Annotated in this window: 18 protein-coding genes; 12 read left to right on the forward strand and 6 right to left on the reverse strand. The window is 72.2% G+C overall.

What is annotated here, in order from left to right; genetic code table 11:
* Positions 1-19: 19 nt before the first annotated feature.
* Positions 20-1,429, reverse strand: coding sequence for a S8 family serine peptidase (locus FOF48_RS28125; protein WP_143906469.1), 1,410 nt, complete (start codon positions 1,427-1,429; stop codon positions 20-22).
* Between the two features lie 535 nt (positions 1,430-1,964).
* Here FOF48_RS28125 and FOF48_RS28130 point away from each other — a divergent pair.
* The 3 genes from FOF48_RS28130 to FOF48_RS28140 all read left to right on the forward strand — a co-directional run bounded on the left by FOF48_RS28130 (position 1,965) and on the right by FOF48_RS28140 (position 4,464).
* The gene (locus tag FOF48_RS28130; protein WP_143906471.1) at positions 1,965-2,768 is read left to right on the forward strand and encodes a prolipoprotein diacylglyceryl transferase; all 804 of its coding nucleotides are present in this window, start codon (positions 1,965-1,967) and stop codon (positions 2,766-2,768) included.
* A gap of 45 nt (positions 2,769-2,813) precedes the next feature.
* Entirely contained in the window at positions 2,814-3,386 is a 573-nt protein-coding gene (locus FOF48_RS28135) for a class I SAM-dependent methyltransferase (protein WP_255442757.1), read from the forward strand.
* A gap of 145 nt (positions 3,387-3,531) precedes the next feature.
* On the forward strand, positions 3,532-4,464 hold the full coding sequence (locus FOF48_RS28140) for an alpha/beta fold hydrolase (protein WP_143906472.1): 933 nt from the start codon (positions 3,532-3,534) through the stop codon (positions 4,462-4,464).
* A gap of 31 nt (positions 4,465-4,495) precedes the next feature.
* Here the strand turns inward: FOF48_RS28140 and FOF48_RS28145 are convergent, their stop codons facing one another.
* Positions 4,496-5,389 carry a DMT family transporter gene (locus FOF48_RS28145; RefSeq protein WP_143906474.1) on the reverse strand — a complete coding sequence of 298 codons (894 nt, stop codon included), beginning with the start codon at positions 5,387-5,389 and terminating at the stop codon, positions 4,496-4,498.
* A 68-nt stretch (positions 5,390-5,457) separates the two neighbouring features.
* Positions 5,458-5,739, reverse strand: coding sequence for a rhodanese-like domain-containing protein (locus tag FOF48_RS28150; RefSeq protein WP_143906476.1), 282 nt, complete (start codon positions 5,737-5,739; stop codon positions 5,458-5,460).
* Between the two features lie 88 nt (positions 5,740-5,827).
* Between FOF48_RS28150 and FOF48_RS28155 the strand changes: the two genes are divergently transcribed.
* Complete coding sequence (locus FOF48_RS28155; protein WP_143906478.1) at positions 5,828-6,343, forward strand: GreA/GreB family elongation factor; 516 nt, start codon at positions 5,828-5,830, stop codon at positions 6,341-6,343.
* A gap of 9 nt (positions 6,344-6,352) precedes the next feature.
* Here FOF48_RS28155 and FOF48_RS28160 read toward each other — a convergent pair whose 3' ends face one another.
* Positions 6,353-8,068, reverse strand: coding sequence for a GAF domain-containing sensor histidine kinase (locus FOF48_RS28160; protein ID WP_235685560.1), 1,716 nt, complete (start codon positions 8,066-8,068; stop codon positions 6,353-6,355).
* A gap of 277 nt (positions 8,069-8,345) precedes the next feature.
* Between FOF48_RS28160 and FOF48_RS28165 the strand changes: the two genes are divergently transcribed.
* The 3 genes from FOF48_RS28165 to FOF48_RS28175 all read left to right on the forward strand — a co-directional run bounded on the left by FOF48_RS28165 (position 8,346) and on the right by FOF48_RS28175 (position 13,994).
* A complete protein-coding gene (locus FOF48_RS28165) occupies positions 8,346-11,192 on the forward strand; it encodes a PAS domain S-box protein (protein WP_143906482.1) in 2,847 nt (948 codons plus the stop codon).
* Positions 11,193-11,326: 134 nt separating this feature from the next.
* Positions 11,327-12,862 carry a VWA domain-containing protein gene (locus FOF48_RS28170; protein WP_143906490.1) on the forward strand — a complete coding sequence of 512 codons (1,536 nt, stop codon included), beginning with the start codon at positions 11,327-11,329 and terminating at the stop codon, positions 12,860-12,862.
* A gap of 28 nt (positions 12,863-12,890) precedes the next feature.
* On the forward strand, positions 12,891-13,994 hold the full coding sequence (locus tag FOF48_RS28175; RefSeq protein ID WP_143906492.1) for a hypothetical protein: 1,104 nt from the start codon (positions 12,891-12,893) through the stop codon (positions 13,992-13,994).
* A 124-nt stretch (positions 13,995-14,118) separates the two neighbouring features.
* On the opposite strand, the gene FOF48_RS37295 is transcribed toward FOF48_RS28175, so the two are convergent.
* Positions 14,119-14,457, reverse strand: a complete 339-nt coding sequence (locus tag FOF48_RS37295) for a hypothetical protein (protein ID WP_255442758.1) — start codon at positions 14,455-14,457, stop codon at positions 14,119-14,121.
* A 374-nt stretch (positions 14,458-14,831) separates the two neighbouring features.
* Here FOF48_RS37295 and FOF48_RS28185 point away from each other — a divergent pair, with 374 nt between their 5' ends.
* Entirely contained in the window at positions 14,832-15,581 is a 750-nt protein-coding gene (locus FOF48_RS28185; RefSeq protein ID WP_143906632.1) for a sterol desaturase family protein, read from the forward strand.
* Positions 15,582-15,649: 68 nt separating this feature from the next.
* Here the strand turns inward: FOF48_RS28185 and FOF48_RS28190 are convergent, their stop codons facing one another.
* On the reverse strand, positions 15,650-16,588 hold the full coding sequence (locus FOF48_RS28190) for a dimethylarginine dimethylaminohydrolase family protein (protein ID WP_143906494.1): 939 nt from the start codon (positions 16,586-16,588) through the stop codon (positions 15,650-15,652).
* Positions 16,589-16,650: 62 nt separating this feature from the next.
* Here FOF48_RS28190 and FOF48_RS28195 point away from each other — a divergent pair, with 62 nt between their 5' ends.
* From FOF48_RS28195 to FOF48_RS28210, 4 genes are all read left to right on the forward strand, one after another.
* Positions 16,651-17,568 (forward strand): iron-containing redox enzyme family protein, encoded by a 918-nt coding sequence (locus FOF48_RS28195; RefSeq protein ID WP_143906496.1) that lies wholly within the window; start codon positions 16,651-16,653, stop codon positions 17,566-17,568.
* Between the two features lie 159 nt (positions 17,569-17,727).
* Positions 17,728-18,198 carry a fibril protein gene (locus FOF48_RS28200; RefSeq protein ID WP_143906498.1) on the forward strand — a complete coding sequence of 157 codons (471 nt, stop codon included), beginning with the start codon at positions 17,728-17,730 and terminating at the stop codon, positions 18,196-18,198.
* A gap of 251 nt (positions 18,199-18,449) precedes the next feature.
* A complete protein-coding gene (locus FOF48_RS28205; RefSeq protein WP_143906500.1) occupies positions 18,450-21,164 on the forward strand; it encodes an AsmA family protein in 2,715 nt (904 codons plus the stop codon).
* A gap of 95 nt (positions 21,165-21,259) precedes the next feature.
* Positions 21,260-22,015: a hypothetical protein gene (locus FOF48_RS28210; RefSeq protein ID WP_143906502.1), complete on the forward strand. Its 756-nt coding sequence runs from the start codon at positions 21,260-21,262 to the stop codon at positions 22,013-22,015.
* Positions 22,016-22,017 lie beyond the last annotated feature (2 nt).

Below are 22,017 nucleotides of genomic sequence, written 5' to 3' on the forward strand. Positions count from 1 at the left end.
GGCCCTGGCAACTACCGCGTCACCTGAACACAGCCAAGCCCTTCCCCGTCCGGTGGTTGGCCGAGCGAGGAAGCTTGATGGCATTGCCCAGAATCAAATCCTTCACTTCCAACGCCGTCAAGTCAGGGGCACGGCAACGATACAGCGCGGCGATACCTGCGACATACGGCGCCGCCATGCTTGTGCCACTCATTCGTTCATAGAACGCCTGATTGTTGCAGCGGCGTTCAGTAGACGAATACACATTCACCCCGTAGCCCATGACGTCAGGCACGACGCGCCGCCCCACGGCGCCGCTCGCGGAGAAAGTGGCCACGTTGCGCTCGAAGTCGACTGCCCCTACAGCCAGTGCCTCGGGAAAGGCCGCTGGGTAACCAACCGTGTCGGGTCCACTGTTGCCCGCGGCGACAATGGGCAGGATGTTGCTGTCCAACAGCCGACGCAGCATGGCCTGCAGCGCGCGTTGATTCAGCAGGTAGTCCGCTTCGGAGATGCCCGGCGGCGGCTGGAGGGGGAACCCCAGCGAGAGGTTGACCACGGCGGGACGCGAGGCGTTCTCCGGACGGCTGAACTGGTGCAGCAGCCACTCCATGCCGGCGGCCACGCGGCCCAGGCTGGTGCGGATGGTCTCCGATTCGATGACGGACGCGGCGTACAGGTCCACTTCCGGGGCGACGCCGTGGTGCACGCCCGCGGCGATGCCGCACACGTGGGTGCCGTGGCCGTCCGGATCGAACCCGCGCACGTCGCGCGCCGGGTTGTGCGGCGAGTTGGGGAAGAGCGAGACGTAGCGGAACTGGATGGTCTTGCTCGCGTGCTCCGGGTGGTCCGCGTCCACGCCGGTGTCCAGGATGCCCAGCATCACGCCGGCGCCCCGGATGCCCTGGGCGTGCGCCAGGGGGACTCCGGACTCGTCGGGCCATTCGCGCTGCGCGAGCGAGCTCATGCCGCGGTTGCGCGGCCCCGTCTGTCCGGCCGACACCGGGCCCGGGAAGGACAGGGGTACCACGTCCGGGATGAACTCGAACTCCTTCGCCAGCTCTCCCCGGGCCGCCGCTTCCGCGTCCTGGGAGTAGAAGTGCGCCATGGTGGCGCCGATGAGCGGCATGAAGCGATAGCTGCCGGCTTCCGCGCCGGTCGGCTCCGTCACGGGCGCGCCCGGCATGGGCGTGGCGTCGACGTCGCGCGCGACCTTGCTGCTCGCGCGCTTGCGGCCGCGGGCCTCCTTGCCGCCGCTGGCGGGCTTCTCGCCCGGCAACGTGGCCGACCTCAAACCGAGGGCGGTGAGGGCTTCGGGGGCCTTCTCGGCGGAGCTGAAGCGCAGCGCGGTGCTGCGGCTGAGGACGCGCTCGCCCCGTGCCGTGCCACGCACTCCGGCCCGGGCCTGCGTCTCGATGGACTCCTTGGGTACCAACAAGAAAGACTTCATGAGGTGTGCTCCTTGAACCACCAATCCGCGCAGGGCCCCGAAGGGGGAGCACCCGCGTGAAGACCGCGCCCACCTGGGGACCCTGACAAGCCCCTTCGGGTTCCGGTGGGTTGGGCTCGCGGGCGTCGCCCGGAGCCATGTCATCGCCTGCCCTCCCCTCTCCCCGCTCGCGGGGCCCAACCGTGTGATTTGACCGCGGCCCCCTGACAAAAAATCACGGGATTTCCGTAATAGACACCTCTTGTCTGGTGTCTCGGTCCTCACTCGGCTTCCCTGAACCTCCGGAAAGACAACGGATTCCCCCCGTGGAACGAGGGCAATGCCTGGGGTCGCACAGGGGGTCTGTCCGCCAGCGGATGTGGGGAAGGGGCAGGCAGGAGGGGCGTGGGCGCGAGGGGGCGTTCGCGTGGGGCTTGCGAATCCAGCGGGCGTGGGGTGGAAAAAGAGGTGGAGGGAAGCCCGGGATGCGCCGATTGTTCGCGTTCCATCCTCCGGGCCTTTGCCCGGGCGGGTCCCTGGCCTTTCTGGAGCCCCCTTGATTCCCTATTGGCATGCCCCCTCGTTCAAGCTGGGGCCCCTGGAGCTGAACCCCTTCAACGTCTTCGTGGCGGCGGGCATCCTGCTGGCCGCGAAGCTGCTGACGAAGCAGGCGGAGCGCGAGGGGTTGGATCCCAACCCGCTGGCGGACTTCGCGATGTGGGGGGTGGCGGCCGGAATGCTCTTCGGCCACTGGGTGCACCTGTTCTTCTACCACCCGGAGGAGCTGTCCAAGAGCCCGTTCCAGATTCTGAAGTTCTGGGATGGCCTGTCGTCCTTTGGCGGCCTGTTGGGCGGCATCCTGGCGGCGGTGGTGTTCTTCCGGATGAAGAAGCTGCGCTTCGGCGACTACGCGGACAGCTTCGCGCTGGGCGTGGCGCCGGGGTGGGCGGTGGCGCGGCTGGGGTGCTTCGCGGTGCACGACCATCCGGGCAAGCTGACGGACTTCTTCCTGGCCGTGCAGTTCCCCAACGGAAACCGGCACGACCTGGGCTTCTACGACGCCATCGTGCTGTTCACCCTCACCGGCATCCTCTACGCGGTGCGCGACATGCCTCGGATGAAGGGGCGGCTGCTGCCGCTCCTGGCGCTGCTGTACGCGGTGTCCCGCTTCTGCCTGGACTTCCTCCGGGCCACGGACCTGTCGTACGTGGACGCGCGCTACTTCGGCCTGACGCCCGCGCAGTACGGCAGCCTGCTGCTGGTGGCGTACGGCGTGTGGGGGCTGCTGCGCAAGCAGACCGCGAGCGCGCCTTCGCACAAGCCGCCGGCGCCGCAGGGACGGGTGGAGACCGCGCGCTAGGTCCGGGCGTCTGGCGTTTGGCTTCGTGACGGAGGGGGTTTCCACGTGAAGGCACTGGCGTACGACGCGCTGATGGCGCCGCTGGGGTGGGTGGGGCTCAACGCCGCCCGGCGGCACCTGGTGGAGGGGCTTGCCGGCAAGGTGCTGGAGGTGGGCGCGGGCACGGGCCTGGCCCTCCCGGGCTACCCGGCCACGGTGGCGTCGGTGACGGCGGTGGACGTGGACCTGGGGGCGCTGGCGCGGGCGCGGGCGCGCAGGAGCGGCGTCGCGCTGCTCCAGGCGGATGCGCAGGCGCTGCCGTTCACGGAGGCGTCCTTCGACGCGGTGGTGTCCAGCCTGGTGTTCTGTTGCGTGGACGCGCCGGCCACCGCGCTCGCGGAGGTGATGCGGGTGCTGCGGCCGGGCGGCGAGCTGCGCCTGCTGGAGCACGTGCGCGCGCCCCAAGGGGCCCTGGCCACCGCGCAGGACCTGCTGACGCCCGCGTGGCGGAAGCTGTCCGGCGGCTGCCGCCTCAACCGCGACACCTTCCGGCTGGTGGAGAGCGCGGGCTTCCGCATCCTCAAGCGCGAGCAGCGCCTGGGCGGCGTGGGCGAGTTCATCTTCGCGCGCCGGCCCTGAAGCCCCTGGGTGGAACCGACCCGTCCTGACAGGTCGGAAGTGACCTGCCAGGGCAGGTTTCCGGAAGCGATGTCAGAGGTCACTTTAGGATGGCGTGCGTCGCGGTGGACCGACCCACCGCGTCCCATCCCCGAGGCCCTGACGCATGACGCGCACCCTTCCCTCACTCCTCGCACTGCTGCTGCTCGCCGGCTGTGGACCCGACGCGGCCCCGGGCGCCGAGCCTGGACTCGCGAGAGCCTCCGAGGCCCTGGAGGACTCCGACCGCCAGGGAGGCACCACCCCGCGCGAGGGCTCCGTGCGGCTGCCCACCGGCGTCACGCTCCGCTACGTGGAGCAGGGCCGCGGCGACGGGCCCGCCGTCGTCTTCCTGCACGGCTACACGGATTCACACCACACCTGGGACCTGGACCTGCCCCACTTCCCGCGCGACGTGCACGTCTACGCGCTGGACCAGCGGGGCCACGGCGATTCGTCCCGCCCGGCGTGTTGCTACACGCAGCAGGCGTTCGCGAAGGACGTGGTGGCCTTCCTGGACGCGAAGCGCCTCTCGCGCGCCGTGCTGGTGGGCCACTCCATGGGCAGCTTCATCGCGCAGCAGGTGGCGCTGGACTCCCCGGGCCGCGTGAAGGCGCTGGTGCTCGTGGGCTCCGCGCCCACGGTGGCGGGCAACGAAGTGGCGCTGGGGTTGAAGGAGTTCGTCGACACGCTGACGGACCCCGTGGACCCGGCGTTCATCCGCGACTTCCAGGCCAGCACCTTCCACGCGCCGGTACCGGCGTCCTACCTGGACACGCTGGTGGCGGAGAGCTCCAAGCTGCCCGCGCGCGTGTGGCAGGACGCGCTGGACGGCCTCATCGCGGAGGACCACGCCGCGCGCCTGGGACGCCTGCGCGTGCCCACGCTCATCATCAGCGGCGACCACGACGGCTTCTTCTCCGTGGACGAGCAGCGCGCCCTGGCCCGCGCCATCCGTGGCTCGAAGTACCTGCTCTATCCGGACACCGGCCACGCCCCGCACGCCGAGCGCCCGCGGCGCTTCGTGGACGACGTGCGCCACTTCCTGGAGCGCCTGTAGCCGCGGCCTGACGGGAGGGCGACCCCCGCGCTCAGGCCCCGGCTGCCTGTGACGCGGAGGTCTGCGGGCCCGGGTCGGACCGGGCCAGCACCGCCACCGCCACGAGGATGAGCAGGCCGCCCAGGCCCTGACGGAGCGACAGGCGCTCGCCCAGGAAGAGCGCGCCCAGCACCACGGCCATCACCGGCTCCAGCGTGGAGAGCAGCGACGTGTTCACCGGCCCGATGCGCTTGAGGCCCGCGAAGAAGGTGAGCATGGCCACCACCGTGGACAGCAGCGACAGGCCCATCACCGCGCCCCATCCCCCGGGCGTCCGGGGGAAGGACGGGCCCTTCACCAGCATCAGCAGGCCGAACGCGAGCCCCGCCGACAGCGGGACGACGGTGCTCGCCGCGAGCGGCCCCGCCGGGCCCACCACGCGCGCGCTGGACAGGACGTAGAGCGCGTAGATGACCGCCGACAGCACGCCCAGGGCGATGCCCAGCGGCTCCGCGTCCGGGCCGGGATCCACCGTGAGCGCCGTGCCGCACAGGGCCAGCCCCACCGCCAGCCAGCGCGGACGGCTCAGGTGTTCGCGGCCCAGGGCCACCTGGAGCACCGCCACCAGCGCGGGGAACAGGTACAGCAGCAGCGCCACCAGCCCCGCGGACGCGTGCTGGAGCGCGATGAAGTAGGCGCTGCCTTCCGCGAAGTAGCCCAGCGCGCCCAGCAGCACCAGGCCGCCCAGCACCCGGCCCCGGGGCCAGCGCCCGCCCCTGGCGAACATCACCCCGGCGAGCACCAGGCCCGCCAGCGTGAAGCGCAGGAACAGCAGCGTGGGCATGTCCGCGCCCGCCGCGTAGGCGAGCCGCGCGAACAGCCCCAGCGCGCCAAAGGAGGCGCCGGAGAGAGCGACGAGGAGGAAGCCAGTGGTGCGGGTCTGCATGGCGCGCGGGGCGCACGCTGACCCAGACCGGGCCCGCTGTCACGCGGGCCCCGGCCGAGGGCCCTTGGCTACCAGTTCTTCACGGATTGGAGGTCGAACACGTCCGGGAAGCCGCCCTTGCGCAGGAGCTCCGCGGCCACCGCGCTGCGGCCGCCCGCCGCGCAGTACACCACCACGGGCGTGCCCACCGGGCCCACCTCCGACAGGCGCTGGGCCAGCACCTGCACGGGGATGTTGCGGGCGGCGTCCGGGTGTCCCTGCTGGAACTCCTCCGGGGTGCGCACGTCCAGCAGCACGGCGCCGTGGGCGACCAGTTCGTGGGCCTTCTGCGAGCGTTCCTGAGGCGTCATGCCTTCATCGTAACCCCAAGCCCCCGGCCCGGCCGGGCCGAAAACTGGAGCCCCCTTCCCTGGACGCTACAGTCCTGTAACGACACCCATGCGACTCGACAAGCACACCCTGCTCCACCAACTGGCCGACCGGCTTCAGCAGAGCGACCGGCTGGCCCACCGCGCGGAAGCCGACGCCCGCGAGGCCGCGCGCAGCCTCGCCACCGAGTCCGAGAAGAAGGAGGACGGCCGCGCCGCCATCGAGTACGGCAGCCTGGCCACGGGGCAGGCCCAGCGCGCCCGCCGCCTCCAGGAGGAGCTTCAGGCGCTCACCGCCTTCGGCCAGAAGGAGCTGCCCCGCTTCCCGCGCCAGGGACCCGTGGGCCTGGGCGCGCTGGTGGACGTCAGCACCGAGGACGAGGACGGCTTCGCCGAGCGCACCTTCTTCGTCCTCCCCGCCGGCGCGGGCACGGAGCTCACCGGCCCCGGCGGCGACGGCTTCCTCTCCGTCATCACCCCCAGCTCTCCCGTGGGCCGCGCCCTGCTGGGCCGCCGCGCGGGCGACACCGTGGAGGTGACGCTCGCGGGAGAGGTGCGCGAATGGACCGTGCTGGAGGTCGCCTGAAGGCGCCCGCTACTCCCCGGTGGGCCCCGGCGCCGCCTGCGCGGTGAGCCACTCCTCCGGGATGTCGCCCCGGGGCAGCTCCAGGGTGAACGTGGAGCCCTCGCCGGGAGCGCTGGCGGCGCGCACCGTGCCGCCGAACGCCTCGACAATCTGGCGGGTGATGTAGAGCCCCAGCCCCAAACCGCCGTAGTGCCGGTCGCTCACCGCGCGCTCGAAGCGCTCGAAGATGCGCGTCAGGTCGTCCGGCGCGATGCCGATGCCGTGGTCCTTCACGGTGAGCCGCGCCAGCGTGCCCCGCGCCTCCACGCCCACCACCACCGGCTGGCCCGCGCCGTACTTGAGCGCGTTGGACACCAGGTTCGTCACCACCTGCTCCAGCCGCAGCCGGTCCCACCGGCCCACCACCGGCACCGGCGCCTCCAGGCCCAGCTCCGTACCGCTCTGCGCCGCCGCGGCGGAGAAGCGGTAGAGGATCTCCGCCGCCACGCTCGCCAGGTCCAGCTCCTCCAGCTCCAGCCGCAGCCGGCCCGCGGTGATGCGCGACACGTCCAGCAGGCTGTCCACCAGCCCCGACAGCCGGCGCACCTGACGCTGCACCACGTCCAGGGCCTCCGCGACGCGCTCGGTGGGCACCTCCCTGCCCTCGCGCGCCAGCACCACCACCTGCTTCTGGAGCAGCTGCACCTTGAGGCTCAACGGCGTGAGCGGCGTCTTGAGTTCGTGGCTCGCGATGCCCAGGAACTCGTCGCGCTGGCGCACCGCCTCGCGCGCCTCGCGCAACAGCCGCGCGTTCTCCAGGAAGAGCGCGGTGCGGTGGGCCAGCTCCACCAGGAAGGACTCCTCGTCCGCGCCGAAGGCATGCCGCACGTCCGAGCGCAGCACCAGCAGCGCGCCCAGCACGCCGCCGCGCGCGCCCAAAGGAACGCTCAGGCATCCGTGCGGGCCCACCTCGCGCATCAGCCGCGCGTGCTCCGCGTCCCGCGCGGCGGCGGCCACGTGCTCCTCGGAGAGGATGGGCAGGCGCCCCACCGCCCCGGAGGAGAAGACCGCGGGCAGGTCGCCCGACACGGAGGGATCCGGCAGATGGCGGCCGAGCAGCTCGCGCAAGAGCCCGTGCCGGCCCGAGTCCCGGTGCAGCGACGCCGCCACGCGCAGGCCCTCCTCCAGCGGGGTGGCGCCCGGAGCCCTCAGGATGAACACGGCACCATCGCCCAGCGCGGGCACCAGCAGCTGGAGCAGCGGCTCCAACGGCGCCTCCGCGTCCACCGACGCGCCCAGGAGCGCGCCCGCCTCCGCCAGCAGGCGCGAGGCGTCCCGCATCGGAGCGGGCAGCACCTCCACCGCGCGGGTGCGCAGGAGCGCCGCGGCGGCTTGTCCATCTCCCCCCATCACCGGCACCGCCTCGGCCTTCAGCAGGGCGTGCGCCCCGTCCGGGCGGCGCACCCGCCACACCGCCGCGGCCACCGCCTCACCCGCCAGGGCCCGCGCCAGCGGCGCTTCGTGCGGCGGCAGCGGTGTGCCGTCATCCCGCACCCATTCGCACCCAGGCAGACGGGCCTGGTCCAGGTGCGGGGGCGCCGGAATGCCGAAGTGCACCGTGGCTTGCGCGTTGAAGGCCATGACGCGGCCCGTGCGGTCCACGAGGACGAAGCCTTCGTCGGAGCCCCCGGGGCTCCCTCCGTCCATGACGCGCGCCGACAGGGTGGGTGCGTCCGCGTCCGTCATGCGGGGATCCGACTCCGGGCGGGAGGCTTTGGACGTGGCGCCAGAAGACATGCCGAGGCTCTCCGCACGCATCATGGTGTCATCTCCGCCTCCCGGGAAGGAAGACGGATCCCAAAGCCCGCTTCACCTTCAATCACAGGGAATGCTTTGCATCCTCACGCTCTTCCCATAGGCCCCTTGCCTGCATGGCGGCGATCCTCAATCGTTCGCCTGTCCACGTCCGCGTCCCGGGACGTTCCGTCCGCACGGCCAAGTTCTTCCACCGCGAGCCCTCCGCATGCAGACGCCGTTCACCCGGCCTGACGGCACCACTCCCACCGAGCGCCGCTTCCGGCAGGTCATCGACACGCTCCAGGAGGTCGTCTTCCAGACGGACGCGGAGCGGACCTGGGCCTTCCTCAATCCCGCGTGGACGGAGGTGACGGGCTTCCCCGTGGAGGAGTGCCTGGGCCGGCCCGCGCTGGACTTCGTGCACCCGGATGACCGGGAGCGCGCCCTGGCGGTGTGCCAGGCCCTGTTCACGCGCGAGCGCGAGTACGTCCAGCACGAGGTGCGCTACCTCACGCGCGACGGGGGCTTCCGCTGGGTGGAGGTGTTCGCGCGGGTGACGGTGGACGACGACGGCACGCTGCGGGGCATGGCGGGCACCCTCAACGACATCACCGAGCGCAAGCGCACGGACGACGCGCTGGCCCGGCGTGAGCGCTACCTCACCGCGCTGGTGGACATGCAGCAGCGCCTGCTGTCGGTGCCCGGGGGCGGGGACCTGTACGCCACCGCGCTGGCGCCGCTGGGACAGGCCGCGGGCGCGAGCCGCGTCTACGTCTTCGAGACGCACACCAACGCGCAGGGCACGCTCGTGTGCAGCCAGCGCGCGGAGTGGTGCGCGCCCGGCGTGACGCCCGAAATCGACAACCCGCTCCTCCAGGAGCTGCCGGTGAAGCCGGACCTGGAGCGCTGGGTGCCCATCCTGGAGCGCGGCGAGGTCGTCACCGGCCGCGTGGCCACCTTCCCCGCCAGCGAACGGGCGCTGTTGGATCCACAGGGCGTGCTGTCGCTGCTGGTGCTGCCCCTGCGCATGCAGGGCCGGCTGGTGGGCTTCGTGGGGTTCGACAACTGCTTCGAGGCGCGCGAGTGGGACCGGCTGGAGGTGGACCTCCTGTCCGCGGCCAGCGGCGCCATCTCCGTGTCGCTGGAGCGGCGCGCGTCGGAGCGGGCGCTGCGCGAGCACGAGCACCGCTTCCGCCAGCTCGCGGAGAACGCGTCCGACGTGCTGTACCTCTACCGCCGCGAGCCGCCGCGCGGCTTCGCGTACGTCAGCCGCGTGGCGCACGCCAAGCTGGGCCTGGGCCCGGAGGCGCACTACGCGGATCCAGAGCTGTGGTACCGCCAGGTGCACCCGGAGGACCGTGGCGCGCTGGAGCGGCTGCTGGAGTCGCCCCAGACGGTGGACGGCGCGACGGTGGAGCTGCGCTTCCTCAGGCCCGACGGGCGCCTGTTGTGGCTGGAGCACGTGGTGGCGCCGGTGACGGACGCGTCGGGCCGGGTGGTGGCGGTGGAGGGCCTGGCGCGCGACATCACCGAGCGGCGCCAGGTGGAGGAGGCCCTGAAGCGCTCCGAGGCCAGCCTGCGCGCGCTGATGGAGGGCTTCCCCGACCCCGCGGCCATCGAGCGCGACGGCCACATCGTCTACGCCAACGCGGTGCTCGTCACCACGCTGGGCTTCGAGCGCGCGGAGGAGCTGGTGGGCCGCCGGCTGTCGGAGTTCCTGGCGGACGTGCCGGGCCCGGGCACGCCCTCCACCGACACGCCGACGCTCACCAGCGAGCGCCGGCTGGTGCTGCGCGACGGGCGCACGCGCGTGGTGGAGCTGGCGTCGCTGCCCCTGCGCTTCGACGGTCAGCCGGCGGTGGTGTCCATCGCGCGCGACGTGACGGAGCAGCGCCAGATGCAGGCGAGGCTGACGCTGGCGGACCGGCTGGCGTCGGTGGGCACGCTGGCGGCGGGCATCGCGCACGAAATCAACAACCCGCTGGCGTTCGTGCTCTCCAACCTGGCCTTCCTGTCGGATGAGTTCCGCCACCACCTGTCGCCCCACCCGTCCTCGCGCGGGGTGCGCCCGCCGGACGTGACGGAGTGGCAGGAGGTGCTGGGCGAGGCGTGCGAGGGCGCCGAGCGCGTGCGGCAGATCGTCCGCCAGCTGAAGACGTTCTCGCGGCCGGACGAAGAGCGCATGACGCCGGTGGACGTGCACGCGGTGCTGGACTCGGTGGTGATGATGGCCGCCAATGAGATCCGCCACCGCGCGCGGCTGCGGCGCGACTACGGCACGGTGCCCCAGGTGATGGCCAACGAGGGCCGGCTGTGCCAGGTGTTCCTCAACCTGGTGGTGAACGCGGCGCAGGCCATCCCGGAGGGCTCCGCGCACGCGCACGAGGTGGTGCTCGCCACGCGCGCGGAGGGCGGACACGTGGTGGTGGAGGTGCGCGACACGGGCAGCGGCATCGCGCCGGAGGTGCTGGGCCGCATCTTCGATCCGTTCTTCACCACCAAGCCCGTGGGCGTGGGCACCGGCCTGGGGCTGTCCATCTGCCACGGCATCATCAGCGGGCTGGGCGGGGAGATCGCCGTGGACAGCACCGTGGGCCAGGGCAGCACCTTCCGCGTGGTGCTGCCCGCGCCGCCGCCCACCCCCGCGCCCCAGGCACCGGAGGCCCCCGCGCCGGCCACGCCCGCGGTGCCCCGGGGCCGCGTGCTGGTGGTGGATGACGAGCCCGCGGTGGGCCGCGTGCTGCAGCGGCTCTTGCGCGGCCACGACGTGGAGGTGGCCACCAGCGGCCGGCAGGCCCTGGAGCGCATGGCGCGGGCGCCGGACTTCGACGCGGTGCTGTGCGACGTGATGATGCCGGACCTGGCCGGCCGGGACGTGTACGAGGCCGTGCGGCGCGACCACCCGGGGCTGGAGCGCCGCTTCGTCTTCGTGTCCGGCGGGGCCTTCACCGCGGGCGCGCGCGAGTTCCTGGAGCGCATCCCCAACCCGCTCCTGGAGAAGCCCTTCGACGAGGCCCGCGTGCGCGGCGCCGTGGAGGAGCTCGTGCGCCACGGCCCGCCGGACGCGGCCTGACGCGGAGGCGAAGCGGCGCGGATCCGCTCCATCGGTCATCGGGAGGAGGGTCCTCCCGCTGACCGATGCGCTGGGGGAGGGGCTCTGCGAGCGTGTGCTCGTCCGCCCGCTCCCATCACAAGGTCGTGCCGCGCATGAACCGCACCAAACTGCTGCTGTCCCTCGCTGGCTTGCTGTTCGTGGGCGCGCTGGCGCTCGACGCGTTCTCCACCTTCCGGCAGGCCCCGGCGACCCAGCCCACGGACTCCGGATACGAATTCGACCGGCTCCCCAACGGGCACCTGCGCCGGCGCTATACGACCCCCGCGCCAGCGGCGGCCACCTCCCCGGTGGACCAGACCCACACGGTGGTGCAGCCGGGCGAGGCGCCCATCCAGTTGGTGCTGCCCGTGACCGTGGGCCAGCCGGCGTCCGGCAGGGCCGGCCCGGTGGAGCTCACGGGCAAGCTGTCCGGCGCGTACGTGAAGGCGGGGCCGGGTGAGGCGTTCGCGTGGTTCGAGCTGTCGGCGCGCTCTCCGGAGAACCCCCAGCGCGTGCCGGTGAACCTGGCGCTGGTGGTGGACCGCTCCGGCTCCATGGAGGGTGGCAAGCTGGCCGACGCGAAGCGCGCCTCCCAGGCGCTGGTGAAGCAGCTCAAGACGGGGGACCGGCTGGCCCTGGTGCACTTCGGCTCCGACGTGACGGTGGCGCCCAGCGTGGAGATCAACGACGCCACGCGCGCCACGCTGCTGAAGACCATCGACGCCATCCAGGTGAACGGCTCCACCCACATGAGCGGCGGCCTGACGGCGGCGGCGGAGGCGCTGCGTCCGTACGCGAAGCAGTACCGGGTGACGCGCACCATCCTGCTGAGCGACGGCCAGCCCACCGACGGCGTGACCTCCCGCGAGGGCCTCTTCTCCGTGGTGGGCAAGATGCGCGAGGCGGGCATCACCGTGAGCGCGCTGGGCGTGGGCGCGGGCTTCGACGACGTGCTGATGCGCGGCATGGCCGAGCGCGGCGGCGGCTTCTCCGGCTTCATCAACGATTCGGCGGAGCTGGCCGCCATCTTCACGCGCGAGCTGGACCAGGCCGCCAGCACCGTCGCCCGCGACGTGAGCCTCACGCTGACCCTGCCGCCGGGCGTGAGCGGCCTGGAGGTGATGGGCCTGCCCTCTACGCGCACGGGCAACACCGTGCACGTGCCCCTGTACGACCTGACGGGCGGCCAGTCCGCGCGCGTGGTGGCCAAGGTGACGCTGGCCGCGCCCTCGGACGCGACCGACCTGACCGTGCTGGACGCGGCGCTGTCGTACGTGGACGTGACGGCGGACCTGCCCGCCCAGGTGAAGCTGGCGCTGGGCGCGAAGGTGACGAACGACGACCAGGTGGTGCACGCCAACCTGGACCGGGACGTTCGGGTGCACGCCATCCGCGCGCTGGGCACGCAGCAACTGCACGCGGCCGCGGAGGCGATGAAGAGTGGAAACCGCAGCGGAGCGCTCGACCTGCTGGGCAGCGCGCGTCGACTCTTCGGCAGCTCGGCGGACGCGCTCGCGGGGGAGCTTGCGGACCTGGACCAGACCCAGGCAGCCTATCGCAACGCCCAGAGCGACGATGACGTCCGGCGCGAGGTCTTCAGCCTCAAGAAGAAGACGATGAAGAACTTCGGACAGAACAACACCTACTAGTCACTCCAGCCGTACGGAACGGTGCGCCATGTCGCTCTCCATCCAACTCATCCGGCGGGAGGACTTCGAGTCGCGCTGCCTGTACGCGCTCGTGGGGGCCGGGGCCATGGCCCTGGTGGCCGGCGTCGCGCGGCAGGTGCTGCGCGTCCCGGTGGAGCCCGGCTACTTCGCGCTGATGGCGGCGGCCGTCACCGCCGTGAGGCCCCAGGCGGCGTACAGCTTCCTGGTGCGCGCGGCGGTGGTGCTGCTGCCGGCCCTGCCCTACGTGCTGGGCGCGCCGTCGCCCTGGCGGCACGCGGCGGCGGGCGCCATCGCCGCGGGCCTGCTCGCGTGGCGCGGCCACGGGCGCGACGGCGTGGGCACCCCCGCCCAGCTCGCGCTCGGCGCCGGGGCCGCCGCCGTCACCACGGTGCTGGGGCTGTACGTCCAGGACGTGCTCAACGCGCGCTTCCTCCCGAACCTGGGCTACTTCCCGCTGCTCGTGGACTACGCCGTGGTGGCGCTCTTCTGGAGCATCGGCACGCTGCCGGTGAACCTGGCCATCGACCTGGACCCGGTGGCCACGTGGGGCATGCGCCTGGAGGCCACGCTCACCGGCGAGGTGCGCGGCCTGGTGACCCGCGCGCTCACCCTCTACCGCCAGAGCCTGGCGGAGTCGCGCAAGCTGGCCACGGGTCCGGGCGGCGCGAAGCTCCAGGCCGTGCTGAGGAAGCTGGCCCGGGGCGCCTTCACGCTCGCGGAGTCCCACGCCGAACTGGAAGCCCAGCTGTCCGCCGCGGCCCAGGGCAGCGTGGATTCGCAGGTGCAGGAGCTGAAGAAGCGCGCCCAGGACGCCCAGGACGGCGTGGCCCGGCGCCAGCTGGAGCGCGCCGCCGCCTCCCTGGGAGAGGAGCTCAACCACCTGGACGCGCTGTCGCGGCGGCAGGAGCGCCTCTTCGCCCAGCTGCATGCCCAGGTGGCCCTGCTGGAGCGGGCCCGCGTGTGCTTCATCGGGGCCCGGGCCACGTCCCTGCCGGGCGCGGGCGACACAGCGCAGGCCCTGGCCGACAAGCTCTCCGCCCTGGACCTGGAGTCCTCCGGCGCGGAGGGGGTGCCGCAGGCCGCCCCGCGCGTCCCCGCGAGCCGGGCCTAGACGACGGCTCACGGTTCTCGCTCGGCAGGTGGCGTCCGAGGCCGAAAACTCGGCCCCGGCGACCGACCGGACGTCCAGGAATCGCGACCTCTGGTTTCGCTCCCGCCCCCGGGTGCGCCGCCGGTCACTTCGCGGGAGGGCGCGGGGAGGCGCGCGTGCGCTTGCGCGCTGGGACGGCGGCCTTCCTCGCGACGTGGGGCGTGTGCAGTTGGTCGGCGATGCGCTGCTCGATGTCCTCGCGCGTGCGCCGGCTGACCTCCAGCGCGGCGTTGATGCGCTCGCGCACGATTTCGGCCTGGGCCTCCGCGGCGGCGCGGTACTCGGCGATGTCCGGGCGCACGACGCGGCGGCCCTCGTTGGGGGCCGGGGCGCTCGCCGTCTTCCTGGGGGCGCTCTTGCGCCGCGCCGGGCGCCCCGCCGCCTGGGTCCCACCGCCCGGATGCTCCTGTGCCTTGCGCGCCATCTGTCCCGCCCCCTCGTGCGATCGCTCGCGTCTGTGAGCGGAAAGGTGGGGTGTGGGCTCCCGGCACGGAAGTCTGGCCCCGGGTCGGAGGGAGTCCGGCCTGCCAGACGCCCGAACCGCCCGACAAAGTACGGTTGCGTCAGCAGTGGGGCTTCTCAATGCTTCCAGGAAGACGCTAAGAGGTGCCTCGCCGTTCTTGAGCCAAGGGCCCTCCGGGCTGATAGCTCAGGAACCGCCGCATCGCCCCAGGGCCGGGATGCGAGCGAGCCTTCGTGCCCTGTGCACCTCCGGCGGATGGGATTTCGCGCCGGAGCCATCGTGAGGGGATACCCGTGGCGGTCTCTTTCCTGAACCGGAAGCACAACCTCGACCGGATGTCGCTGCGCGACCTGGTCTATTCGTTCTTCACCTACTACGCCGTCGTTGCCTACATCCTCATCGGCATCACCTGCATCGTGCTGTCGGTGAAGTGGTTCGACCACCCGGCGCGCATGGCGGCGGCGGTGGCGGTGGCCACGGTGGCGTACCCGTTCGGCTGGTACCTCATCCACCGGTACATCCTGCACGGCCGGTTCCTCTACAAGTCCGCGGCGACGGCGGTGACGTGGAAGCGCATCCACTTCGACCACCACCAGGACCCGCACGACCTGCGCGTGCTCTTCGGCGCGCTGCACACCACCCTGCCCACCATCGCGCTGGTGCTCACGCCGATTGGCTACCTCATCGGCGGGCGCTCGGGCGCGGCGGCGGCGCTGGGCTGGGGCATGGTGACGACGTGCTTCTATGAGTTCTGCCACTGCATCCAGCACCTCAACTACGCGCCCCAGCAGAAGTGGCTGAAGGACATCAAGCGGCTGCACATGTCCCACCACTTCCACAACGAGCAGGGCAACTACGGCATCACCAACTACTTCTGGGACCGCGTGTTCGGCACGCTGTACGAGAAGGCGGCGGACAAGCCCAAGAGCGCCACCGTCTTCAACCTGGGCTACACCGCCGAGGAGGCCCAGAAGTACCCCTGGGTGGACAAGCTCTCCGGCGGCACCCGCGGGGACGGACACCCGCGCCGCTTCTGGCAGGCCGAAGGGCTGAGCGCGCCGGACGCCTCCGGCGAACAGCCGTAGCGCCCCGCCCCGCTTCACCCGGACCTCCCCGCGCGCCCGCCGCCGGGGAGGTCTTCGTTTGTCCAGCGTCAGGCGGAGAGCGACCCGGTCCGGTCGCGCTCGCGCCCCTCGCGCAAGAGCCTGGCGGACAGGGGCGGCAGGGGGTGCACGCGCGCCGCGAGACACGCCGCGCTGCCCCCGGCCAGGTGGAATTGATCCAACCGCACGCAGACGGGCCAGCGGCCCAGGCCGCGCAGCAGCGCCTCCACGCGGGGCGAGCGCGCGCCGATGATGACGGTGTCTCCCACCTCCACCAGGTTGAGCCCGAACGCGAGCGCGTCCTCGCGGCGGACGGGCACCAGCTGCTGGATGCCCTCCGTGCGCGACAGCGTGCGCAGCGCCTCGGGGGTGAAGGCCTCGAGGCACACGAGCGCGGTGCCGTCGGACAGGACGGTGAGCGCGGTGTCCAGGTGGAAGAGGTACGGGTCGCACAGCTCCAGCGGCGTGACGGGCACGGCGAGGAAGGCCTCCAGCACGCCCGCGGCCCGCTGCGTGGAGCGCGGGCCGAAGCCCAGCAGGGCGCCCCGGCCCGCGGGCAGCATGGCCACGTCCCCGCCTTCGATGTGCGCGCGCGGCGGCTCGATGACGTCGAAGCCGCGCGCGGACAGCCACCGGGCGCGGGCGCACTGCTCGCTCCGGCGCTGTCCGTGGCGCATGGTGGCCAGCAGCGCGCGCAGCTCGCCTTCCTGCGACACGAGCACCGCGTTGTCCTTGGCGAAGACGGAGTCGAACGCGCCGTGCACGAAGGGCAGCTCGAAGAAGCCCGCCCCCGCGTCGCGCAGCGCGCGCAGGAAGGCCCGGTGCTGGCGGCAGGCGCGCCGCCACGCGACCGCGCCGGGCTTCATGTGCGGGTTGATGTTCCAGGCGACCTGATACGCGCAGTCGCGAGAGCGGACATGGTCTTTCTCGCAGCGCACCTGACTGACGGCGAAGGTGGCGGGAGCGATGTGGCCTGTGTGCAAGGTCATCCCCATACATGTGGTCGGAAGGCACTCCCGCCTTCCGAAGACGTGGGGAGAGGGTGCGCACCATGAGCGGGCTTGGCGAGGTGGCGGAGGGCGCGGAGACGGAGGACGCACGCCTGTCTGAGCGCCTTCACCGGGCCCTCTTGCGCTTCAACCAGTCCCGACTGGCGCCGGGGTTTCCCACCGACGGCTGGCAGGTGACCGTGCAAGCGGAGGCGCGCCTGCGCCTGCTGGAAGGCGGCTACGTGGAGGCCGAGCGGCAGCGCGTGGCCGCCTGGGCCGCCGAGGCGCCGGAGGACGCGGACGGGTTCCTCGCCTGGTTCGAGGACCTGAGGGTGTCAGGACCCGGCCAGAGGGATCCGCTGTTCCCCTGGCTGGCGACGCAGGCGTCGCTGGAGCAGCTGCGCTGGTTCCTCACGCAGGAGCTCGCGGGCGAGGCGGGCTTCGACGACCTGGTGGCGCTGACCCAGCTTCAGCTCCCCACGCGGGCGAAGCTGGAGCTGGCGCGCAACTACTGGGACGAGATGGGCCGCGGGCGCGAGGACGCGATGCACGGGCCCATGCTCGCGGAGATGGCCGCGAGGCTGGGGCTGAAGCCCACCGACGCGGACACCGTGTGGGAAGCGCACGCGCAGGCGAACCTGCTCTGCGCCTTCGCCTTCAACCGCCGCTACGCGTTCCACGCGGTGGGCGCGCTGGGCATCGTGGAGGAGACGGCGCCGGGCCGCACGGCCTGCGTCAACGAGGGCCTGAAGCGTCTGGGGTTCGACATGCGGGTGCGGCGCTACTACGCGGTGCACTCGACGCTGGACGTGAAGCACTCCGCGACGTGGAACCGGGAGGTGCTCCACCCGCTGGTGGCCGCGAACCCCGCCTGCGCGCGGCCCCTGGCGGAGGGCGCGCTGCTGCGGCTGGACGCGGGGGCGCGGTGCTTCGAGCGCTACCGCCGGGAGCTGGGCCTGGAGCTGAAGTCGCTCCGCTGACAGCGCATGCCTGGCCGTCCTTCCCCCTGGGCCCTTGCGCGTGTGCGCTGGCCCCGGGGTGCGTCTACCGCACGACGGTGCCTCCGGGTGGAGGGGATGCGCCGGGAACGGAGCGGACGCCAGCTTGGGGGGTTTTCCCAGGCAGAAGCTGGAGGCCCGATGTCCCTGTTCCGATTCACCTGTCCCGCGGTGCTGCTCCTCACGGCGGCGTGCGCTTCCCCGGGCACGTCCTTCGAGGACGTGATGCGCCGCACGAAGCCCCAGCTGCCGACGCCGGCGCGGCCGGATCCGCTGACCTACGGCACCCGGCCGGAGAACCCGGTGCGGGTGGGCTGGGGGGACAAGGGCGTGATGGCGTACTTCAAGCTGCTGCGCGGGCCCCAGGGCCAGGCCGTGGCGTGGCGCCGCATGGGGGACTGCTGCGAGTTCACCCAGGTGGATGGTCAGGCCCATGAGCAGGGCCGCCTGACCATCTTCGAGGTGACCTACGAAGGCCTGGATACGCCGGTGGTCCTCTACGTGGACGCCTTCACCGGAGGCAGCGTGTACGCGCCCTGGGGCTTCCTGCTGGACGGCCAGGGGGACGCGCCGCCCCCGACAGGGACGGAGCCGGAGGTCATCGACCTGTAGGCGCTCCCAGGGCCTCGCCTCCGCCCAACCCCGCCCAGGCCCGGTTGAATTCCAAGAATCCATGGGTTTTCAGGACCCATGCGCCGCCCCTTCCGTGGGAGGGCGGCCGTGCATGGCCGCGGAAGCTCGCGGGAGTATGACCTTCCTCCGGCTGTTGAGCGTCACGCTGGCAACCTCCCTGTCTCCAAGGGAGGTGCGGCACTCTCGGCGCTGCGCTAAGCGTTCGACCGCTCTCCGACGGAGGAGGAACCGTGGCGGCTGTGAAGAAGAAGCGTTGGCCCTATGTGGTGGGAGGCGTCCTCGTCCTCCTGGTCGCCATCGTGGCGGTGGTGCTGTCGCGCCTGGACGCCCTCCTGTTGAAGACGGCGCGGGACCAGGCGGCGACGTACTCCCAGAAGCTCGGGCGTCCCATCGAGATTGGCGACATCTCCACGAAGCTCTTCCCCCACGTGGGCGCGCAGATTGAGAACGTCACCGTCGGCGCCGCCGAGGGCGAGGACCTGCCGCTCGTGGAGCTGAAGTCCGTGGACGTGAGCGTGGCGGCGATGCCGCTGCTCACGTCGAAGGGCAAGGACATCCAGGTCCAGAACGCGGAGGTGTCCGGGCTCACCGTGAACGTCCTGCGGCTGGCGGATGGCACCACCAACGTGCAGCGCCTCCAGGAGAAGCTGGCCCAGCAGCAGCCGAAGGAGGAGGCGCCGGAGGAGGAGGCGCCGCCCACGGACCTGTCGGGCGTGCACGTGGAGCGCGCGGCGCTCACCGACGGCACCATCCGCTTCGTGGACCGCGCGGCGGGGCAGCAGGCGCGCGAGCTGGCGGTGCGCGACCTGGACATCGAGGTGAAGGACCTGCGCGTGGGCCAGCCCCTGAAGGTGGACCTGGCGGCGGCGGTGCTGGCGGAGAAGCAGAACCTGAAGATGACGCTCCAGGCGGCGCCGCTGCCGGCGACGCTGGTGCCCACGCCGGAGCAGGTGACGCTGAAGGCGGAGCACATCGACCTGTCCCCGCTGGGGCCGTTCCTGCCGCCGGACGTGGGTCTGCAGGCGGGCACGCTGGACGCGGACTGGAAGGCGGACCTGGGCGGCGCGGTGCCCGGCGGCAAGGGCCCCACGAAGCTCGTGGGCGTCATCAAGGCGCTGGGGATGAAGTTCGCGGGTTCGGAGGGCGGCAAGGCGCTGGACGTGGTGCTCGACACGGACGTGACGGGCGACCTGGCCACGGGCGACCTGGCGCTGGACAAGCTGAAGCTGGACCTGGGCCCCGCGACCCTCTCCGGCAAGGGCAAGGTGAAGGGGCTGCTCACGGACAAGCCCGCGGTGGAGGGCTTCGAGTTGGTGGGGCGCAACCTGGATCCCGCGGTGCTCGCCGAGTACTACCCGCCCCTGCGCAAGCAGCTCAACGGCATGGTGGCCGGCCCCATTGGCCTGGACGTGCGCGGCAGCGGGACGCAGGCGGAGCAGGCGCTGAACATCGCGGTGGACCTGACGCCGGTGCGGCTGCGGGTGCCGGAGCAGCTGACGAAGGACGCGGGCGGCGCGATGAAGCTGCACGCGAAGCTGACGGGCGCGGCGGCGAGCGGCGGCGCGCTGCGCTTCGACGCGAAGGCGGACCTGGACGGCGTGGACCTGCGGCCGGGCCTGCTGGTGAACAAGGCGCCGGGGCAGCGGCTGGAGGTCGCGGCGGCGGGCACGTACGCGCCGGCGAAGACGGGCAGCGGGATGACGGTGAACGTCACCAGCATGACCCTGAACGCGCTGGAGGACACGATGACGGGCACCGCCACGGTGGCCCTGGCCGGCACGGGCAAGAAGGCGACGACCACGTTCAAGGCGAACGTGAAGAGCGCCCGGCTGGACGCGGAGAAGTTGTTGATGAGCGAGGAGCAGGTGCTGGCGCGCACGGGCGGCAAGCCGCCGCCGGAGCCGCCGGTGGACGCCGCGCGCTTCAACGGCTACCGGGGTGACATCCAGTTCGCCATCGCGTCGCTGCGCTACACGGCGATGGACCTGTCCAACGTGACGGGCGTGGTGAAGATGGTGGACGACCTCATCACGGTGGAGAAGTTCTCGACGGGCATCTACGGCGGCAAGGTGGTTGCGGACGGGACGACGATCCGCCTGGGCCCCGTGCCGGAGGCGCGGCCCTTCTCCGCGAAGGTGCAGGTGCAGGGGCTGGAGGTCGCGCAGGCCCTGGCGGCGCGCACGCCGAAGCAGGTGCTGACGGGCAAGTTCAACGGCAACGTGGACGTGCAGGGCGTGGGCTACACGCCGGACAAGCTGCAGCAGACGCTGCTGGGCGGCATCAGCGGCAACCTGCTGGAGGGCACGTTCCTGGGCAAGGACCTGGTGTCGTCGGTGACGGGGCCGCTGTCCAAGGCCCTGCCGTTCGCGTCGAAGGCGCTCAAGGGCGGCGACGTGACGTCCCTGGGCGGGGACCTGCCCTTCAGCGTGACCATCAAGAACGGCGTGGCGCAGCTGAGCAAGCCCATCACCTGGACGCGGCCGGAAGCGGCGATGAGCTTCGACGGCGGCATCAAGCTGGACGGCACGCTGGACCTGACGGGCGGCGTGTCGCTGACGCCCGCGACCATCCACGCGCTGACGCTGGGCAAGGTGACGACGACGGAGGCCATCCCGGTGGGCCTGAAGCTCGCGGGCAAGGCGTGGAGCCCGGACGTGACGGGCGTGGACGTGAAGCCGGCGGCGACGACCCTCGCGAAGCTGGCGGGCGCGGCGCTCGCGGGCAGCCTGCTGGGTGAGAAGGGGAAGATCGTCCAGGACGTCATCACGGGCGGCCAGGACAAGGCCAAGGCCGAAGCGGAGGCGAAGCGCCAGGAGCTGGAGGCGCGCGCCAACGAGGAGCGCAAGAAGCTGGAGGAGCAGGCCCGCGCGGAGCAGGAGAAGGCGAAGCAGCGCGCGTCCGAGGAAGCGAAGAAGAAGCTCAAGGGCCTCTTCGGCGGGAAGTAGCCGCCCGAAGGTCCGGGAGTGACGCGCGCGCCGCGGGGTTCCCAGGGAGCCTCGCGGCGTTCGCGCTTCCACGGAGTGGCATAGGCTCGCCGCCCATGCTCCTCCGGCTCACGCGCATCGAGGCCGCCGGCTTCCGCTCCCTGCGCGAGGTCGAGCTGCGTCCCCGCCCGTTGCAGGTCGTCCTGGATCCACGCGGAGAGGCCACCCGGGACCTGGTGGCCTTCTTCACGCTGCTGCGGGAGCTGGCGCACGGACGGCTCCAGCAGCACCTGTCGCAGCCGGCCGTGATGGCCGGCCTGCGCGGCCCCGTGAAGCTGGGGCTTGGCGTCCACCACGATGACTACCAGGTGGAGCTGCGACACCTCCCGGAGGGCTGGCGCATCTTCCGCGAGGAGCTGCACCTGCTCGCGGGAATGTCGCTCCCCTTCGTCGAGCCCCCTTCCCATCCCCCGTGCGAGGAGGCCCGGCTCTCCACCTTCCCACCCGGGCCCACCCCCAGCAGCGAGGGCGGAGGCGAGGCGGAGTGGCTGGGAGAAGTCGCGGACCGGGTGTCGCGGGACACGAACGGGTTCCTGCGTGGCTTCCGCGCCCAGCCCGCCAGCGGCTTCGACGTGGAGGGAGTGTCGTTCCTCGTCCTGGAGGAACCCGACGAAGCCCTGCCCGGGAACGCCGTCTGGGACCGGAGCCAGTCCGCTCGCGCGGCGTCCTCACGGGTCCCCGTGCTGCTGTGCACCCCGTCGGTGGCCCTGGCGGACGCCTTCGACCCCGAGGACGTCCTGCGCGTGAGCACCTCCGACGGCACCTCCTCCTTCCGGCCGCTGCTGGACCGGAAGGAGTCCGGCGCCCCCTGAGC

The sequence above is a fragment of the Corallococcus sp. Z5C101001 genome (genome assembly GCF_007352635.1).
Taxonomy (GTDB): Bacteria; Myxococcota; Myxococcia; order Myxococcales; family Myxococcaceae; genus Corallococcus; species Corallococcus silvisoli.

Excerpts from the sequence above, each read along its gene's own strand:
- FOF48_RS28150 (WP_143906476.1), bottom strand. The coding sequence starts at position 5,739 with ATGACGCCTCAGGAACGCTCGCAGAAGGCCCACGAACTGGTCGCCCAC.
- FOF48_RS28140 (WP_143906472.1), top strand. The coding sequence starts at position 3,532 with ATGACGCGCACCCTTCCCTCACTCCTCGCACTGCTGCTGCTCGCCGGC.
- FOF48_RS28200 (WP_143906498.1), top strand. The coding sequence starts at position 17,728 with ATGTCCCTGTTCCGATTCACCTGTCCCGCGGTGCTGCTCCTCACGGCG.
- FOF48_RS28195 (WP_143906496.1), top strand. The coding sequence starts at position 16,651 with ATGAGCGGGCTTGGCGAGGTGGCGGAGGGCGCGGAGACGGAGGACGCA.
- FOF48_RS28190 (WP_143906494.1), bottom strand. The coding sequence starts at position 16,588 with ATGACCTTGCACACAGGCCACATCGCTCCCGCCACCTTCGCCGTCAGT.
- FOF48_RS28170 (WP_143906490.1), top strand. The coding sequence starts at position 11,327 with ATGAACCGCACCAAACTGCTGCTGTCCCTCGCTGGCTTGCTGTTCGTG.
- FOF48_RS28165 (WP_143906482.1), top strand. The coding sequence starts at position 8,346 with ATGCAGACGCCGTTCACCCGGCCTGACGGCACCACTCCCACCGAGCGC.
- FOF48_RS28160 (WP_235685560.1), bottom strand. The coding sequence starts at position 8,068 with ATGACGGACGCGGACGCACCCACCCTGTCGGCGCGCGTCATGGACGGA.
- FOF48_RS28185 (WP_143906632.1), top strand. The coding sequence starts at position 14,832 with ATGTCGCTGCGCGACCTGGTCTATTCGTTCTTCACCTACTACGCCGTC.
- FOF48_RS28175 (WP_143906492.1), top strand. The coding sequence starts at position 12,891 with ATGTCGCTCTCCATCCAACTCATCCGGCGGGAGGACTTCGAGTCGCGC.
- FOF48_RS37295 (WP_255442758.1), bottom strand. The coding sequence starts at position 14,457 with ATGGCGCGCAAGGCACAGGAGCATCCGGGCGGTGGGACCCAGGCGGCG.
- FOF48_RS28155 (WP_143906478.1), top strand. The coding sequence starts at position 5,828 with ATGCGACTCGACAAGCACACCCTGCTCCACCAACTGGCCGACCGGCTT.
- FOF48_RS28210 (WP_143906502.1), top strand. The coding sequence starts at position 21,260 with ATGCTCCTCCGGCTCACGCGCATCGAGGCCGCCGGCTTCCGCTCCCTG.
- FOF48_RS28145 (WP_143906474.1), bottom strand. The coding sequence starts at position 5,389 with ATGCAGACCCGCACCACTGGCTTCCTCCTCGTCGCTCTCTCCGGCGCC.
- FOF48_RS28125 (WP_143906469.1), bottom strand. The coding sequence starts at position 1,429 with ATGAAGTCTTTCTTGTTGGTACCCAAGGAGTCCATCGAGACGCAGGCC.